This is a genomic window from Acutalibacter intestini (assembly GCF_034334985.1).
Taxonomy (GTDB): domain Bacteria; phylum Bacillota; class Clostridia; order Oscillospirales; family Acutalibacteraceae; genus Acutalibacter; species Acutalibacter intestini.
In genome coordinates, this window is sequence record NZ_JAWXXL010000065.1 from 1 (window position 1) to 11624 (window position 11624).

Sequence of the window (11624 nt, forward strand, 5' to 3'; positions counted from 1 at the left end):
TGGCGCAGACGGCCACGGACTAAAGAAAAGGAGCTATTCAAACTATGGTTAAATTCCTTATCGGCGGTTCGCCTTGCACGCATTGGAGCATAGCGCAAAGCAAGAACCGCGAAACGGCGGCGGCTGGGATCGGCTGGGAGCTGTTTAGAAATTACCTGATAGCAAAGGACAAGTTCATGCCGGACTTCTTTTTGTATGAGAATAACAAGAGCGCGGCGCAGGCGATCAAGGATCAAATATCGCTGGAATTGGGGCGGCCTTTACAATATATCAATTCGGCGTTGGTATCAGCACAGAGCCGTCAACGGTTCTATGTTCATAACTTCGGAGACGTGCCGCAACCGGAAGATCGCGGAATTGTATTGCGGGACATTCTGCAAAGCACAACGGGCGGGCAAACGCAATGCCTTCGGGCAACTTGCTATAAAGACGGTATGCGAAATCTGATTTGTAATACCGTCGATCGCCGGACTTGTGTTGCGGAATGCGTGCCGGTTGACTACAAGCCGCACAAAGACAGCGACATAGTTATAACGGGAAATTCTATGCGTTGCCAACGACGGGACAAGAAGCACAGCACAATTCAGGGTACGCACGTCACTTTACCGGGCGGGAAAACGCAAACCGTGTCCGTTGCGCACGTTCCTATGACGTTTGAAGAAGCCGGGGCATTGCAAGGAATGACGCCTATTTACAAGGTGGAGGGCGGCAAAATCACCGTAAAGGGGCAGGAATACGAAATAGACTTGCCGGACGGCTTTTACATAATCCGCAAACTGACCGTAACGGAATGTTGCAGATTGCAGACGCTTCCGGACGATTATTGCCGGGTGGCAAATAAGACACACGCATATATGGGGCTTGGCAATGGCTGGACAGCGGAAGTAATTATACACCTTCTTTCCTATGTGCTGAAAGGCATTCCGAAAGATGAAGAAATCATTGTGCTTTCCATGTATGACGGGATCGGCACGGGCCGTTACTGCTTTGACAAGCTGGGCTATAAAAATATTCGCTATTTTGCCTATGAGATCGACAAGTACGCAATGGAGATCGCACAAAGCAATTTCCCGGATATTGTGCAATGCGGGGACGCTTTTCAAGTTCGGGAAGACGGGTGGCGGCTGGAATATGAGGAAAGCCCGGTTGTGTATGGCTCCGCCGCCCGTAGCAGGCACGCAAGGAAAGGAGGCGTTCAGAATGAGCATTTGCCGGGGGTGCGGGCGTGAAATCGACTGGATCAGGACAGTTGCCGGAAAGAATATGCCCGTTGATCCCGCGCCCGTCTTTGTGATTGAAGGCGGCGGGAATGACCGATTTGTAACGGACGAAGGGGAGGTTATCACTGGACGCGTTGCCCGTCCGGAAGAGGAGAGCCGCGATCTTCCCGTTGCATTCGTGCCGCATTGGAAGACTTGCCCGAACGCCGGGGACTTCCGGCACAAGCGGCGGGCATAATGGAAGGAAAGGAGCTATTCAAACTATGTCCAACAAAGAAGAGCTTTTGAAGAAAATAAAAGCCCTTGCGGATCGCGGCGTTGATGGGGAGCGGGAAAACGCACAAGCCATTTTATACCGTCTTATGGAGCAATACGGGATCAGCGAAGCGGAAATCGAAGAAGACCGCCGCGAAACGGCGTGGTTCTCTTACAGTCAAGAAACCGAACGCCGCTTGCTTAATCAGAGCATTTATATGGTTACGGGGAAATCGGCCTTTGGGTGCGTTGGAACATACACAAACCGAAAGCGAAAGAAAATGGGGGCAGATTGCACCGCCGCGGAACGCATGGAAATAGAAGCAAACTATGAGTTTTTCAAGGCGGCTATGGAAAAGGAGCTTGAAATATTCTATGCGGCCTTCGCAAATAAAAACCGCCTCTTCCCTTCGCCGGACAAGCTGGAAGACGTGGAAGACGGCGAAGAGGAAACGCCGGAAAAACTTGCCCGCGCAATGAAGATCGGCGCAATGATGGACGGCATGGAGCGGCACACGTTACGAAAAGCAATCACGGCGGGCGGTGATCCGCAGGAAGGGGGCGGCGCATGAAGATCAAGAGCATTGCCGCGATCTGCAAGAAGGGGAAACAGGTTGTTTTGTATAACCGCTACGAAAGCGGCGGGACGTTGCAACAGTACATAGGCGACGGAATGACCGCATATCCCGTTTCTGGCCTTCCAGAGCTGGACGAAGAAAGCATTTTGACGATCTTTGACGTGCCGGAAAAACAGCGCGAAGACTGGTTTGTGCGGGTGCGGGACGTTCCGGAAGGGATTAACTTTGAAGACACGGACGCAAACGAAAAGATGATCGAGCGGGACAACCTTTCAATCATTTTCAGCGGCCACACCTTGAAGCCGTTGCAGACGCGGCGGGGGCTGGTATTCATTCAAAGCCGCTATTTGTCGCCCGTGTCGGACGTGCTGGACGTGTTGGAGCTATACGAACGCTTCACGCCGAACGGGACACCGTACATTGTGGCAAAGGCGGGCTTCCTGCTTCAAGCGGTGATTATGCCCTATGACGTTATCAACGCGGGATTTGTGGAACGCCTGCAACGGCTGGCGCGTGATTGTGCCTTTGCCCTTGATCTTCGGCGGCAGGAAGAGGAACAGGCCGCCGCCCGCGAAGCGGCAGGCGATCCGGCGCAATGTGCCTTCAACGTGGACGCGTCCACGGGGGAAGTGCTGGAAGATGAAGGGGAGGCGGGCGAAGAATGAACAAGGCTTTGTTGTCTTCAAAAAATATGTGTTGGTGTACGCCGCAAGACTTCTTCGACAAGCTGAACGAAGAATTTTCCTTCACGCTGGACGCGGCGGCCACGGACAAGACGGCGAAATGCCCGCAATATTTCACGCCGGAAACGGACGGGCTTAAATCCTCTTGGAAGGTTGCGGGGGGTACAGTATTTTGCAATCCTCCGTATGGGCGGGAAATCGGCAAATGGGTTCGGAAGGCATACGAAGAGGCGCAGGCCGGAACGCCGATCGTGCTTCTTATTCCGGCGCGGACGGACACCACATATTTTCACGAATTCATTTACCACAAAGCGGAAGTGCGCTTTATCCGCGGGCGGCTTCGCTTCACCGACGAAGACGGCAACGCCGCCGATCCCGCGCCCTTCCCTTCTATGCTGGTAATTTACAATGGGGAGGCGGTGCGAAATGAGCGAAGAGAAAAAGCCGCCGTTTAACTGCCTGCTTGGGATTGATCCGGACGCTTCGCAGAAGTGCAAGCCTTCGGAATGCCCGGAATGCGGATGGAACAAGCCCGTTGCAGACCGCCGCCGCGCTTACCAGAGGGAACACGGCTTGACGTTGTGCGCGGACGGGTTGCGGCGGCTGGTAATGCGAAAGGCGGTGAAAAAGTGAAATTCAAGGTTTGCCCGTGGTGCGGAAGTCACCTTGACTATGGCGAAAGGTGCGATTGCACAGACGCGGCCACAACGAAAGGGGGTGCGCAGGGTGCTAAAGCGGATCAGGCCGGAAAGCGGAAGCCCCGCCTTTTGGATCAGAAAGCGGGGTAACACGTTCATAGTATACCGGACGTTCATAAACGCCGTTTTGGGTATTGCTTCCCCTTCCCTTATGTGTGGGTATGCCGGGGAGCTGAAACAGGCGTATGAAGAAGGCAAGATTTGAAGGGAGGAAAGCGGGTTATGAGCGAACAGGAACGGCAAGCCGTTTTAGAAGCGGCTTTGCAGAAGTGGGGCGAAGCGGCACAAACCGATATGTGCATTGAAGAAATGTCGGAGCTTACAAAAGCCTTGTTGAAGGTGCGCCGCCTTCACGTGTCCATGATCGGGAGCGAAGAACACCGGAACCGCATTGAAGCGGTGCGCGAAGAGATAGCGGACGTTCAAATAATGCTGGATCAAATGCGCATTCTGTACGGTGATCCGGTCGAAGCCGAAAACGGGAAGTTGGAACGCCTGCAAAAGCGGTTGAAAGGCGGCGGGGTATGAAGGACAAATTGACCGCGGAAGCGGCGGGGCGGCTTCAATCCCCATTCGGCAATGATCCCTTCGCGCTGGTTGCGCAAGCCTTCGGCAATCTGTTTTCGGATCGGGAATACAGCGCGTACATAATACCGGAAGTGACAGACGAAAACGGGAACAGCGCGTGCGGGGTGACAACCTTTCCGGAAGACGGTTCGCCGCCCGTGGTGGAGGTATCGGGGGAAATCCCCATTGCGGCGGGGGTGGAAGTGCTGGCGCATGAGTTGGCGCACGTTGCCACGCCGGAAGACCAGACGCACGGCGACGCATGGCGGGCCGCCTTCGATCGGATTTTTGAGGAATACAACCGGATAGGGCAAGAGCCTTTCGGGGAAGGAGGGGAAGAGCCGTGACGGAAAAGCGGCCGCCCGCCAATGTAAAACCCATTTTGAAGTACGCCGGGGCAAAATGGAGGCTTGCGGACTGGATCATAGACCATTTCCCGCAACATGAAATCTACCTTGAACCGTTCTTCGGTTCGGGCGCGGTATTCTTCCGGAAGCCCCCTGCAAGGCTGGAAACGATAAACGATCTTGACGGGAACGTTGTAAACCTTTTCCGCGTGTTGCGGGAAGAGCCGGAACAGCTGGCGGCATTGATCGAATTAACGCCGTGGGCGCGGGACGAATATTATTCTTCCTATGAAAAGACCGGGGAGCCGTTAGAAGACGCGCGCCGCTTCCTTGTTCGGTGCTGGCAGGCTTTCGGGACTATGACGGCGGCGCGCACAGGCTGGCGGCACAGCGCAACCGGACGTTCCCCCGTCATGCCACGGCAATGGTGCGGCCTTCCTGAAAGGCTTTCGGCGGCGGCGTGGAGGCTGAAAGACGCACAAATAGAAAACATGGACGCGGAACAGCTGATAAAGAAGTACAACGATCCCCGTTGCCTTATTTACGCCGATCCACCATATACGCCGGAAACGCGCCGGAAACACATCTATGCGGAAGAAATGACGCTTGAACAGCATTTACAGCTGTTAGAGGCATTGAAGGCGCATTCCGGTTCGGTGGTTTTGAGCGGCTACGACAACGAAATATACAACGATATGTTGACGGACTGGCGGCGGGTACAAAAAACGGCCTATGCAGAACGCGGACAGGAGAGAACCGAAGTTCTTTGGATCAAAGGGGAATACGGGGGATTACTGGAAGCGGGGTGCGGCGGGCAATGACGAAGAGTGAAGCAAAGGCCGCCTTCCTTGCACAGCAACCTATCACGCACAACGGGATTGAATACCGTTGCATTTCCGGTTTGATTTATCGGTTGCAGGGCGGCAAGACGGTTCTAAAACTGGAATTAGAAGACAAGTGCTTGCACAGCGTAACGATTGCCGATCCGGAGCGGGTAACGCTGGCGGGAAATGCGCGCTTGCAGGAAGGGGGCGAAGAGTGAACGAGCGGGACAAGCCGGACATACCGGAATTGAAGCCTTGCCGCTATTGCGGCGGGCGGGCTGAAATCGTAAAAGAGCGGTTTACCTACTTTGAGCCGCGCCCGCTGATTTTGTGCCACGAATGCGGGCTTACCACAAGGGAGTTTGAAACGGTGGAAGAAGCCGTTGCATATTGGAATAACTGAAAGGAGCTATTCAGACATGGAAAAAACATTGAAAACCGGAGAGATCGGCAAGCTGGCCGCGGAAAGCCGCTTCACCTATGGCGGCTTGGAATGGGTGGTGCTGGCGCATAACCCGCAGAAGAAGGCCGTGCTTGTGCTGGCCGCGGACGTATTGAAGACGGAAAGCGGCGAAACGCGGTATATGCCCTTCGACGAAGAGAACAAGAACGATTTTGCCGCGTCTTCCGTCCGGGCGTTCCTGAACGGGGACTTTCTGGAAGAGCTGGCCGCCGCAGGCGCGGACAAGGAAGCCTTCTTGCCGCTTGCCCTTGATCTTACGTCCGATGATGGATTGAAGGACTACGGCATAGACCGGGTAACGATCGGAATTTACACGGATCAGATTTACCGCGAATTCCGCAACATCATTCCCCCCGCGTCGGATTGGCATTGGACGGCAACGCCGTTTTCCACCACCCGCAATGGTTACGAACATTTAGTGCGCCTTGTCCATTCTTCGGGCGCGCTGGTCAACTACATCGCGTACGACGGCAACGGGGGCGTGCGCCCGCTTTGCGTCCTGAAATCTGATATTTTGGTATCTTTCAACGAAGACGAAGTGAAGGAGCGCACGCTGTCCTTCGGGGAAATGCTTGCACAGGCAATCATGCAGGGCGTTCAAGAGGCGTTTTCCGGAGGGGACAGCGAAGAGCCGCAGGAAGAGCCGGAAGAGGCCGTCCACGCCGAAGAGCCGGAGGCCGCCGCGGATCAGCCGGACAGCGACGGCGAAGCAAGCGCGCTTTACGCCCGCTTCGCCGCCCTGAAAAGGGCGGGCTTCACAGAGGCGCAGGCGTTGGAGCTTGTTTCCGGCAAGGGAAAGTAACCGCAGGCCACGGGACGGGGTGGCGGCCACGCGCCGCCGCCCGCCCTACATTATATATAAAGGAAAGGGCGTAGAAAAATGAGTAGTGCGATCAATCACAGGAAGAGAAGCCACAGGAGCGAACGGGGCAAGCAAAGCACATTCGGCGCAAGCCGCCGCGCATACAACAGCGCGGAATACCAGAAGAAAAGCGGGCCGTTCCGGTCGCTGTTTCAGAAGTTCAAGCGCAACACGGCTTCGGATCGGGCCGGGAAACAGAGGGAGGCGCGGACGAATGACGGCGTTTGATTTTATGGTTGCCGCCTTCTATTCCCTTGTGGGGGTTGTGTGTCTTTCGGCGGCGGTGGTGATCGTGTACGGCGTGGCCGTGGGCATTCGTAACGGATTGAAGGGAGGTGGAAAAGATGGACGAAAGCAGAAATAGCACCTTCGACGAAGAATTGCTTGCGCGGTGCGCCTATGCTTTGGGGTATGATCTGGCGCGCGCTTTGGCCGTCATGGGTGACGCGTTCGCCCGCGGGCTGGCGGGCGGCTTCGCGGACATGGCCGCCCCCGCAGGCGGCGGCGTGGAGCTGGTACACGACGAAGAAGAGGAAGAGCCGTATACAAAGACGGATATTCGGGATTGCCGCGCGTGCTGGTGCGACGCGTGCGCGAAGCTGGAAGACTGCCAACAGCACAGGGACGGCGCGAAGCCAGACGGCATACGCCCCTTTCCCTGCATTGGCTGTTTGAACGGTATGCGGTTCAAGCCGCGGGAAGAAGCACCATGCGAAGAATACGAAGAGGCCGCAGGCTGTAACAACGGATAAAAGAAGAAGGCGGCTTGCGTTGCCTGCAAGCCGCCTTTCCCCCTTCGCGTCGCCGCGAAGAAGAGCTATTCAAACTAAAGATAGTATACCACCGCGGCGGCAGAATGTCAACTATGCGCCTGAAACACGGCGTATTTACGGGCTTGTAATGGGTATTAAGAAATGGACGGTAACAGCGGGAACGCGCTTGCGTTCAAGCTGATAGCGTTTGATTTGATTTTAATTCCCCGTCGCCTGCTTTTGGATAATCACGACGGCGGCGCGTTGTCAAGGGTGCGTAGCACGGCGAAGCCGCTTGCCCTTGATAACGTGTTGCCGGAGTGATAAAAGCAGGATCGGCGGCGGGGGATAAAATCAAACAATGCGCGGGGCTGGTTTGGTGGATCAGGAAGCCCGCCCGCAGGCGCATTTTAATTCCTTAGAGCCTGCTTCCCCCTTTAGGGGGACGGGAGGGGGTAAAAGACCTAACGGCAAGCAGGGAGGGAACGGGAATGCCTTACAGCAGTTCAAAATATGAATTCCTATTTGACCGTTCGGAGGAAATCACAGAAAGCGCATTTGAGCGGTTGAAGCATAGAAATGTTTTCCGATACCGCGCCCGCACGATCAAGGCCGGGGACATTCTGGAAGTTGAGATTTTCCCCATTTGGAACACGCAAAACGAAGTTCGGAAGGCGAAGAAGGCGGCCACGAAGGAAGCACAGCGGAATTTGAATGACCGGAACGCGAAAAAGAAGTTGATCCGGAAAATCAATGCGAATTTCACGGGTGAAGACCTTTGCGTAACGCTTACATACAAGGGCGGGTTCGTGCCGGACGAAGAGCAGGCGCGCCGGGATATTCGCAACTATCTTCGGCGGGTGCGGCAATGGCGCAGGAAGAACGGCCTTCCGGAATTGAAGTACGTGTATGTGATCGAGTACGGCGGCGGGGACGGCAGGCGCAAGCGGGTTCACCATCACGTCATAATGTCCGGCATGGATCGGGACGTTGCCGAAGCCTTGTGGCAGGGCCGGGGCTGGGCGAATTCCCGCCGCCTGCAACCGGACGATTACGGCCTTGAAGCCATTGCCCGCTATATGACGAAGGAGCCGAACGGCGGCAAACGCTGGGCGGCAAGCAAAAACCTTGTTGATCCGAAAATCACGGAAGCCGATACAAAGATCAGCAAACGGAAGGTTGAACAGATGGCGGCAGACTTTGAGGCCGCGCCCGCGGCGATCTTCGGGAAGCTGTTTCCGGATTATGCTTTCAACGATTGCGAAGTGAAGTATTCGGCATACGTGGCCGGGGCCTACATCTACGCGAGAATGTGCCGCCGTCCAGAGCCGACAAAGAAGGACAAAAAGCAAAAAAAGAAACGGAGGAATTAGCATGGCACGCTTTTTCATGGGTGGGAAGGTTTACGACACGGAGAAGGCCGAAGAGGTAGCACGCTTTCGGCGTTCCTTTCCGTCTTCGCTTATTCAAGGGATTTACTTCCGGAAGAATATGACGCTTTACAGAACGGAACGCGGGAATTGGTTTTCTGTTAGCAAAGAAGACTATGGAGAACAGGCCGGACACCTTGAAACGGAAGAGAGCGTAAAGCGGATTTTTGAGGCAACGAACAACATTGAAGCATTTGAACGGTTCTTCGGGGAGGTTGAAAAAGCATGATTGAAAATCCGCAGATCGGCGGGCAATGCTGGATTATAACGGACATTTGGGAAACGCTATGCGCCGTTCCCGTGGAGATCGTGGCCGTGGAGCCGGACGGCGGCGGGATCGTGTGCCGCTGGCATATCACGGAAGAGTATTCGGAGGATTACGACGGCTTGAAGCCGGAAGACCTCTTTTCCACGGAAGCGGCGGCGCGGGCGGCGATACGCGAAGGGCGCGGCGGCGTTGAACCGTGGGTGAAATGGAAGGGCGGTGAAGACCATGCGCGCAAATAACTCCCCTTCCCTTCCTGTTCCAACAGAGAGCGCGGAACAGCAATGCCTTTTCCGCTGGGCCGTCTTTCAAAGCGGGCGTTTTCCGGAATTGGCCTTGCTTTACCACGTGCCGAACGGCGGGAGCCGGAAGAAGGCAGAGGCCGGACGCTTCCGCGCCGAAGGGGTGAAGGCGGGCGTGCCGGATTTGTGCTTACCCGTCGCCCGCGGCGGCTTTCATGGGCTTTACATAGAACTAAAGCGGCAGAAGGGCAGTAAAACAAGCGGCGATCAAAAGCGGTGGCTGTCGGAGCTGAAAAAGCAGGGCTATTTTACGGCCTTGTGCAAGGGCTGGGAGGCCGCCGCAAGGGTTATCACGGACTATTTGAGCATGGGAGGGAAGCAGGCTTGAAAAGAAAGCGGTTTGTAAAGCTGGCTATGTCTTACGGGGTACAGCGAAATGAAGCGGAACGGTTGGCGAAGCTGGTTTGCGTCTTGGGTTCGTATGAAGCCATTTTTGCGCATTATCGCCATTATCTGGAAGGCAAGCGCGCAATTGCGGTGTTCCAGAGAATTTATAAATCTGTCTTGCGCGCGGTTCGCCCTATGGTGAAGACCCTACAGGAATTATTTTGCGGCATAGATTGGGCGACGGCGGCAGAAGACGAAGACGGCGAAAGCGGCGGGAAGGAGTTTTGACAATGGCAAAAATATCTATGCGGGTGATCCTGAAAAGCGGCGTTGAGTTTACGACGAAGTGCGATAAATTCACGCTGACAAGAAACGGGCTGGATCAGGTGACGGGCTACAACATTAGCGGGATCACAGAAAACAAGCCCGTTTATCTGGACTTTGAACAGGTGGCGGCGATCGTCCGCGTGCTTTCGGACGAAGGCGGCGAAGAGGCCGCCGAAACGGAATAATAACGGAAAGAGGGTGCAGGACATGGGAAGGAAACAAGCGGGCATAATCACGGACGAAGTGCGGGAGCTGATAAACGAAGTTGCGCGGGCAACGGCTTCTATGCCCTATATTGACGGCATGGGCGGCAACGTCAATTACTTCCGCGCAATGGAAAGTCTGCTTTTCAACTACAAGAAGTTGCAAACGCTGGTTGCCGATTATGAAGGCTATACGCGCGTGGAGCTTCAGGGGAAAAGCAAAAGCATAGGGAGCTTTTCACCTTCGAGCGGGGGCAACACACACCGGACGGAAGATGATATTTTGGAAGAGTTGGAGCGGGACAAGGTGAAGGCATACCACAGGACGCGGGCGCGGTTTGAAGAGATAGACCGCGTTATATCGCTGTTTGCAGATCGGAAGGAATTTCACGTTGTCCGGCTGTACTACTTCGGGGAGGACGCACAGGGGGAGCCGCGCCCCGCAGACGCGCCGCCGTACACGTGGGACGATATAGCGGAAGAGCTGGGGGGCATGGGCCTTGTGCGGGACGCGAAGAGCGCGCGCCGCTGGCGCAACAAGATAGTAAACGACATGGCCGTGTGTATGTTCGGCAAGCCCGCGGCGGTGGCCGCTGGCACGTTCAGGAAGGAGCGGGCAAGCGGCAGGGAGTAAAACAGGGCCGAAAAATGCCCGTTTCGCGCCCGTTTCATGCCCTTGCATTGCCCGTCTATATGTGCTATAATTATTACGCTGATTTATTGCGAATGAAACAGCACACTTCAAAAGCCTTCACGGGTTCGCCCGTGGGGGCTTTTTCTTTTGCCTGAAAGGAGGCGGCAGGCGTGAAGCCGTGGGCAGAAAGGTTCTACAATTCGGACGCATGGCGCGCGTGCCGCGAAGGGTTCTTGCAATCAAAGGGCTATCTTTGCGAACGATGTTCAACGCCCGACAATCCGATCGTGGCGAAGATCGCACACCACAAGAAATATTTAACGCGGCAGAATATCGACGATCCGCGGGTTGCGCTTTCGTGGGATAACTTGGAGGCCCTTTGTCAAGATTGCCACAACAAGGAACACCACAGAAGCGGCAGGCCGAAGCGGTACACCTTCGACGCGAACGGCAATCTTGTATATCCCCCCCATTCGCCGCAGAATTAGGGAGGGTGGAACACCGAGGGCGGGAGGATAAAAAAACCCCGCAGGCGCGCGCATAACGGGTGTACGCGGTGGGGGTGTGGTAGAGGCCGGAAGAAAGGGGGCGTTTTTTATGGCGGCAAAGAAGGACTTGACGAAGGATCAGCGGATCAAGCGGGAGATCGCGCGGCTTAAAAGGGTTTTCCGTGACCTGGACAAAAACAAGTTGCAGACCGTGGAAAGCCTGATAAAAAACGCCGCGTTCATGGCCGTTTCGCTGGAAGAGCTACAAGAAATTATCAACGCCGAAGGCTACACCGTCGAATACCAGAACGGCGAAAATCAGAAGGGAACGAAGCAGAGCGACGCAGTAAAAACCCATATTGCAATGACGAAAAATCATGCTTCGATCATAAAACAGCT

Annotated in this window: 24 protein-coding genes; all 24 read left to right on the plus strand. The window is 55.2% G+C overall.

Annotated features, from left to right (window positions below):
- Window positions 1-44: 44 nt before the first annotated feature.
- Window positions 45-1229 (plus strand): DNA cytosine methyltransferase, encoded by a 1185-nt coding sequence (locus U8U68_RS20925; RefSeq protein WP_322204285.1) that lies wholly within the window; start codon window positions 45-47, stop codon window positions 1227-1229.
- Window positions 1201-1458 carry a hypothetical protein gene (locus U8U68_RS20930; RefSeq protein WP_322204287.1) on the plus strand — a complete coding sequence of 86 codons (258 nt, stop codon included), beginning with the start codon at window positions 1201-1203 and terminating at the stop codon, window positions 1456-1458. The genes U8U68_RS20925 and U8U68_RS20930 overlap by 29 nt, the downstream gene beginning before the upstream one ends.
- A gap of 46 nt (window positions 1459-1504) precedes the next feature.
- A complete protein-coding gene (locus U8U68_RS20935) occupies window positions 1505-2047 on the plus strand; it encodes a hypothetical protein (RefSeq protein ID WP_322204289.1) in 543 nt (180 codons plus the stop codon).
- Complete coding sequence (locus U8U68_RS20940) at window positions 2044-2718, plus strand: hypothetical protein (protein ID WP_217958866.1); 675 nt, start codon at window positions 2044-2046, stop codon at window positions 2716-2718. The genes U8U68_RS20935 and U8U68_RS20940 overlap by 4 nt, the downstream gene beginning before the upstream one ends.
- On the plus strand, window positions 2715-3191 hold the full coding sequence (locus U8U68_RS20945) for a DNA N-6-adenine-methyltransferase (RefSeq protein WP_217958865.1): 477 nt from the start codon (window positions 2715-2717) through the stop codon (window positions 3189-3191). Before U8U68_RS20940 ends, U8U68_RS20945 begins: the two co-directional genes overlap by 4 nt.
- Complete coding sequence (locus U8U68_RS20950; RefSeq protein ID WP_217958864.1) at window positions 3163-3369, plus strand: hypothetical protein; 207 nt, start codon at window positions 3163-3165, stop codon at window positions 3367-3369. Before U8U68_RS20945 ends, U8U68_RS20950 begins: the two co-directional genes overlap by 29 nt.
- A gap of 287 nt (window positions 3370-3656) precedes the next feature.
- Window positions 3657-3962 (plus strand): nucleoside triphosphate pyrophosphohydrolase family protein, encoded by a 306-nt coding sequence (locus U8U68_RS20955; protein WP_161879967.1) that lies wholly within the window; start codon window positions 3657-3659, stop codon window positions 3960-3962.
- Complete coding sequence (locus tag U8U68_RS20960; RefSeq protein ID WP_217958863.1) at window positions 3959-4348, plus strand: SprT family zinc-dependent metalloprotease; 390 nt, start codon at window positions 3959-3961, stop codon at window positions 4346-4348. Before U8U68_RS20955 ends, U8U68_RS20960 begins: the two co-directional genes overlap by 4 nt.
- A 35-nt stretch (window positions 4349-4383) precedes the next feature.
- Window positions 4384-5169: a DNA adenine methylase gene (locus tag U8U68_RS20965; protein WP_322204295.1), complete on the plus strand. Its 786-nt coding sequence runs from the start codon at window positions 4384-4386 to the stop codon at window positions 5167-5169.
- Window positions 5166-5390, plus strand: a complete 225-nt coding sequence (locus U8U68_RS20970) for a hypothetical protein (protein WP_217958861.1) — start codon at window positions 5166-5168, stop codon at window positions 5388-5390. The genes U8U68_RS20965 and U8U68_RS20970 overlap by 4 nt, the downstream gene beginning before the upstream one ends.
- Window positions 5387-5575, plus strand: coding sequence for a Lar family restriction alleviation protein (locus U8U68_RS20975; RefSeq protein ID WP_160644751.1), 189 nt, complete (start codon window positions 5387-5389; stop codon window positions 5573-5575). The genes U8U68_RS20970 and U8U68_RS20975 overlap by 4 nt, the downstream gene beginning before the upstream one ends.
- A gap of 16 nt (window positions 5576-5591) precedes the next feature.
- Window positions 5592-6437, plus strand: a complete 846-nt coding sequence (locus U8U68_RS20980; RefSeq protein ID WP_322204300.1) for a mucin-5AC — start codon at window positions 5592-5594, stop codon at window positions 6435-6437.
- A gap of 274 nt (window positions 6438-6711) precedes the next feature.
- The gene (locus tag U8U68_RS20985; RefSeq protein ID WP_160643654.1) at window positions 6712-6861 is read left to right on the plus strand and encodes a hypothetical protein; all 150 of its coding nucleotides are present in this window, start codon (window positions 6712-6714) and stop codon (window positions 6859-6861) included.
- Window positions 6842-7249: a hypothetical protein gene (locus U8U68_RS20990; RefSeq protein WP_217958858.1), complete on the plus strand. Its 408-nt coding sequence runs from the start codon at window positions 6842-6844 to the stop codon at window positions 7247-7249. The genes U8U68_RS20985 and U8U68_RS20990 overlap by 20 nt, the downstream gene beginning before the upstream one ends.
- A gap of 162 nt (window positions 7250-7411) precedes the next feature.
- Complete coding sequence (locus U8U68_RS20995) at window positions 7412-7573, plus strand: hypothetical protein (RefSeq protein ID WP_217958857.1); 162 nt, start codon at window positions 7412-7414, stop codon at window positions 7571-7573.
- A gap of 167 nt (window positions 7574-7740) precedes the next feature.
- Window positions 7741-8622 carry a rolling circle replication-associated protein gene (locus U8U68_RS21000; RefSeq protein ID WP_217958856.1) on the plus strand — a complete coding sequence of 294 codons (882 nt, stop codon included), beginning with the start codon at window positions 7741-7743 and terminating at the stop codon, window positions 8620-8622.
- A gap of 1 nt (window position 8623) precedes the next feature.
- Entirely contained in the window at window positions 8624-8908 is a 285-nt protein-coding gene (locus U8U68_RS21005) for a hypothetical protein (protein WP_217958855.1), read from the plus strand.
- On the plus strand, window positions 8905-9186 hold the full coding sequence (locus U8U68_RS21010; RefSeq protein ID WP_161879972.1) for a hypothetical protein: 282 nt from the start codon (window positions 8905-8907) through the stop codon (window positions 9184-9186). The genes U8U68_RS21005 and U8U68_RS21010 overlap by 4 nt, the downstream gene beginning before the upstream one ends.
- Window positions 9173-9574, plus strand: coding sequence for a VRR-NUC domain-containing protein (locus U8U68_RS21015; RefSeq protein WP_322204304.1), 402 nt, complete (start codon window positions 9173-9175; stop codon window positions 9572-9574). The genes U8U68_RS21010 and U8U68_RS21015 overlap by 14 nt, the downstream gene beginning before the upstream one ends.
- The gene (locus U8U68_RS21020; RefSeq protein WP_322204306.1) at window positions 9571-9861 is read left to right on the plus strand and encodes a hypothetical protein; all 291 of its coding nucleotides are present in this window, start codon (window positions 9571-9573) and stop codon (window positions 9859-9861) included. The genes U8U68_RS21015 and U8U68_RS21020 overlap by 4 nt, the downstream gene beginning before the upstream one ends.
- 2 nt (window positions 9862-9863) lie before the next feature.
- Window positions 9864-10085 carry a hypothetical protein gene (locus U8U68_RS21025; protein ID WP_160644093.1) on the plus strand — a complete coding sequence of 74 codons (222 nt, stop codon included), beginning with the start codon at window positions 9864-9866 and terminating at the stop codon, window positions 10083-10085.
- A gap of 22 nt (window positions 10086-10107) precedes the next feature.
- Window positions 10108-10737 (plus strand): hypothetical protein, encoded by a 630-nt coding sequence (locus U8U68_RS21030; protein WP_322204309.1) that lies wholly within the window; start codon window positions 10108-10110, stop codon window positions 10735-10737.
- A 170-nt stretch (window positions 10738-10907) separates the two neighbouring features.
- Window positions 10908-11225, plus strand: a complete 318-nt coding sequence (locus U8U68_RS21035) for an HNH endonuclease signature motif containing protein (RefSeq protein WP_160644097.1) — start codon at window positions 10908-10910, stop codon at window positions 11223-11225.
- Window positions 11226-11334: 109 nt separating this feature from the next.
- Window positions 11335-11624 (plus strand): hypothetical protein (locus U8U68_RS21040; RefSeq protein WP_322204312.1); only part of this gene is annotated, 290 nt, incomplete at its 3' end.

What these genes read in the sequence shown, in the direction of transcription:
- U8U68_RS20930 (WP_322204287.1), top strand. Translation starts at nt 1,201, where the DNA reads ATGAGCATTTGCCGGGGGTGCGGGCGTGAAATCGACTGGATCAGGACA.
- U8U68_RS20950 (WP_217958864.1), top strand. Translation starts at nt 3,163, where the DNA reads ATGAGCGAAGAGAAAAAGCCGCCGTTTAACTGCCTGCTTGGGATTGAT.
- U8U68_RS20985 (WP_160643654.1), top strand. Translation starts at nt 6,712, where the DNA reads ATGACGGCGTTTGATTTTATGGTTGCCGCCTTCTATTCCCTTGTGGGG.
- U8U68_RS21005 (WP_217958855.1), top strand. Translation starts at nt 8,624, where the DNA reads ATGGCACGCTTTTTCATGGGTGGGAAGGTTTACGACACGGAGAAGGCC.
- U8U68_RS20990 (WP_217958858.1), top strand. Translation starts at nt 6,842, where the DNA reads ATGGACGAAAGCAGAAATAGCACCTTCGACGAAGAATTGCTTGCGCGG.
- U8U68_RS20995 (WP_217958857.1), top strand. Translation starts at nt 7,412, where the DNA reads ATGGACGGTAACAGCGGGAACGCGCTTGCGTTCAAGCTGATAGCGTTT.
- U8U68_RS20960 (WP_217958863.1), top strand. Translation starts at nt 3,959, where the DNA reads ATGAAGGACAAATTGACCGCGGAAGCGGCGGGGCGGCTTCAATCCCCA.
- U8U68_RS21030 (WP_322204309.1), top strand. Translation starts at nt 10,108, where the DNA reads ATGGGAAGGAAACAAGCGGGCATAATCACGGACGAAGTGCGGGAGCTG.
- U8U68_RS21025 (WP_160644093.1), top strand. Translation starts at nt 9,864, where the DNA reads ATGGCAAAAATATCTATGCGGGTGATCCTGAAAAGCGGCGTTGAGTTT.
- U8U68_RS20940 (WP_217958866.1), top strand. Translation starts at nt 2,044, where the DNA reads ATGAAGATCAAGAGCATTGCCGCGATCTGCAAGAAGGGGAAACAGGTT.
- U8U68_RS20980 (WP_322204300.1), top strand. Translation starts at nt 5,592, where the DNA reads ATGGAAAAAACATTGAAAACCGGAGAGATCGGCAAGCTGGCCGCGGAA.
- U8U68_RS20925 (WP_322204285.1), top strand. Translation starts at nt 45, where the DNA reads ATGGTTAAATTCCTTATCGGCGGTTCGCCTTGCACGCATTGGAGCATA.
- U8U68_RS20955 (WP_161879967.1), top strand. Translation starts at nt 3,657, where the DNA reads ATGAGCGAACAGGAACGGCAAGCCGTTTTAGAAGCGGCTTTGCAGAAG.
- U8U68_RS20970 (WP_217958861.1), top strand. Translation starts at nt 5,166, where the DNA reads ATGACGAAGAGTGAAGCAAAGGCCGCCTTCCTTGCACAGCAACCTATC.
- U8U68_RS21010 (WP_161879972.1), top strand. Translation starts at nt 8,905, where the DNA reads ATGATTGAAAATCCGCAGATCGGCGGGCAATGCTGGATTATAACGGAC.
- U8U68_RS20945 (WP_217958865.1), top strand. Translation starts at nt 2,715, where the DNA reads ATGAACAAGGCTTTGTTGTCTTCAAAAAATATGTGTTGGTGTACGCCG.
- U8U68_RS21015 (WP_322204304.1), top strand. Translation starts at nt 9,173, where the DNA reads ATGCGCGCAAATAACTCCCCTTCCCTTCCTGTTCCAACAGAGAGCGCG.
- U8U68_RS21000 (WP_217958856.1), top strand. Translation starts at nt 7,741, where the DNA reads ATGCCTTACAGCAGTTCAAAATATGAATTCCTATTTGACCGTTCGGAG.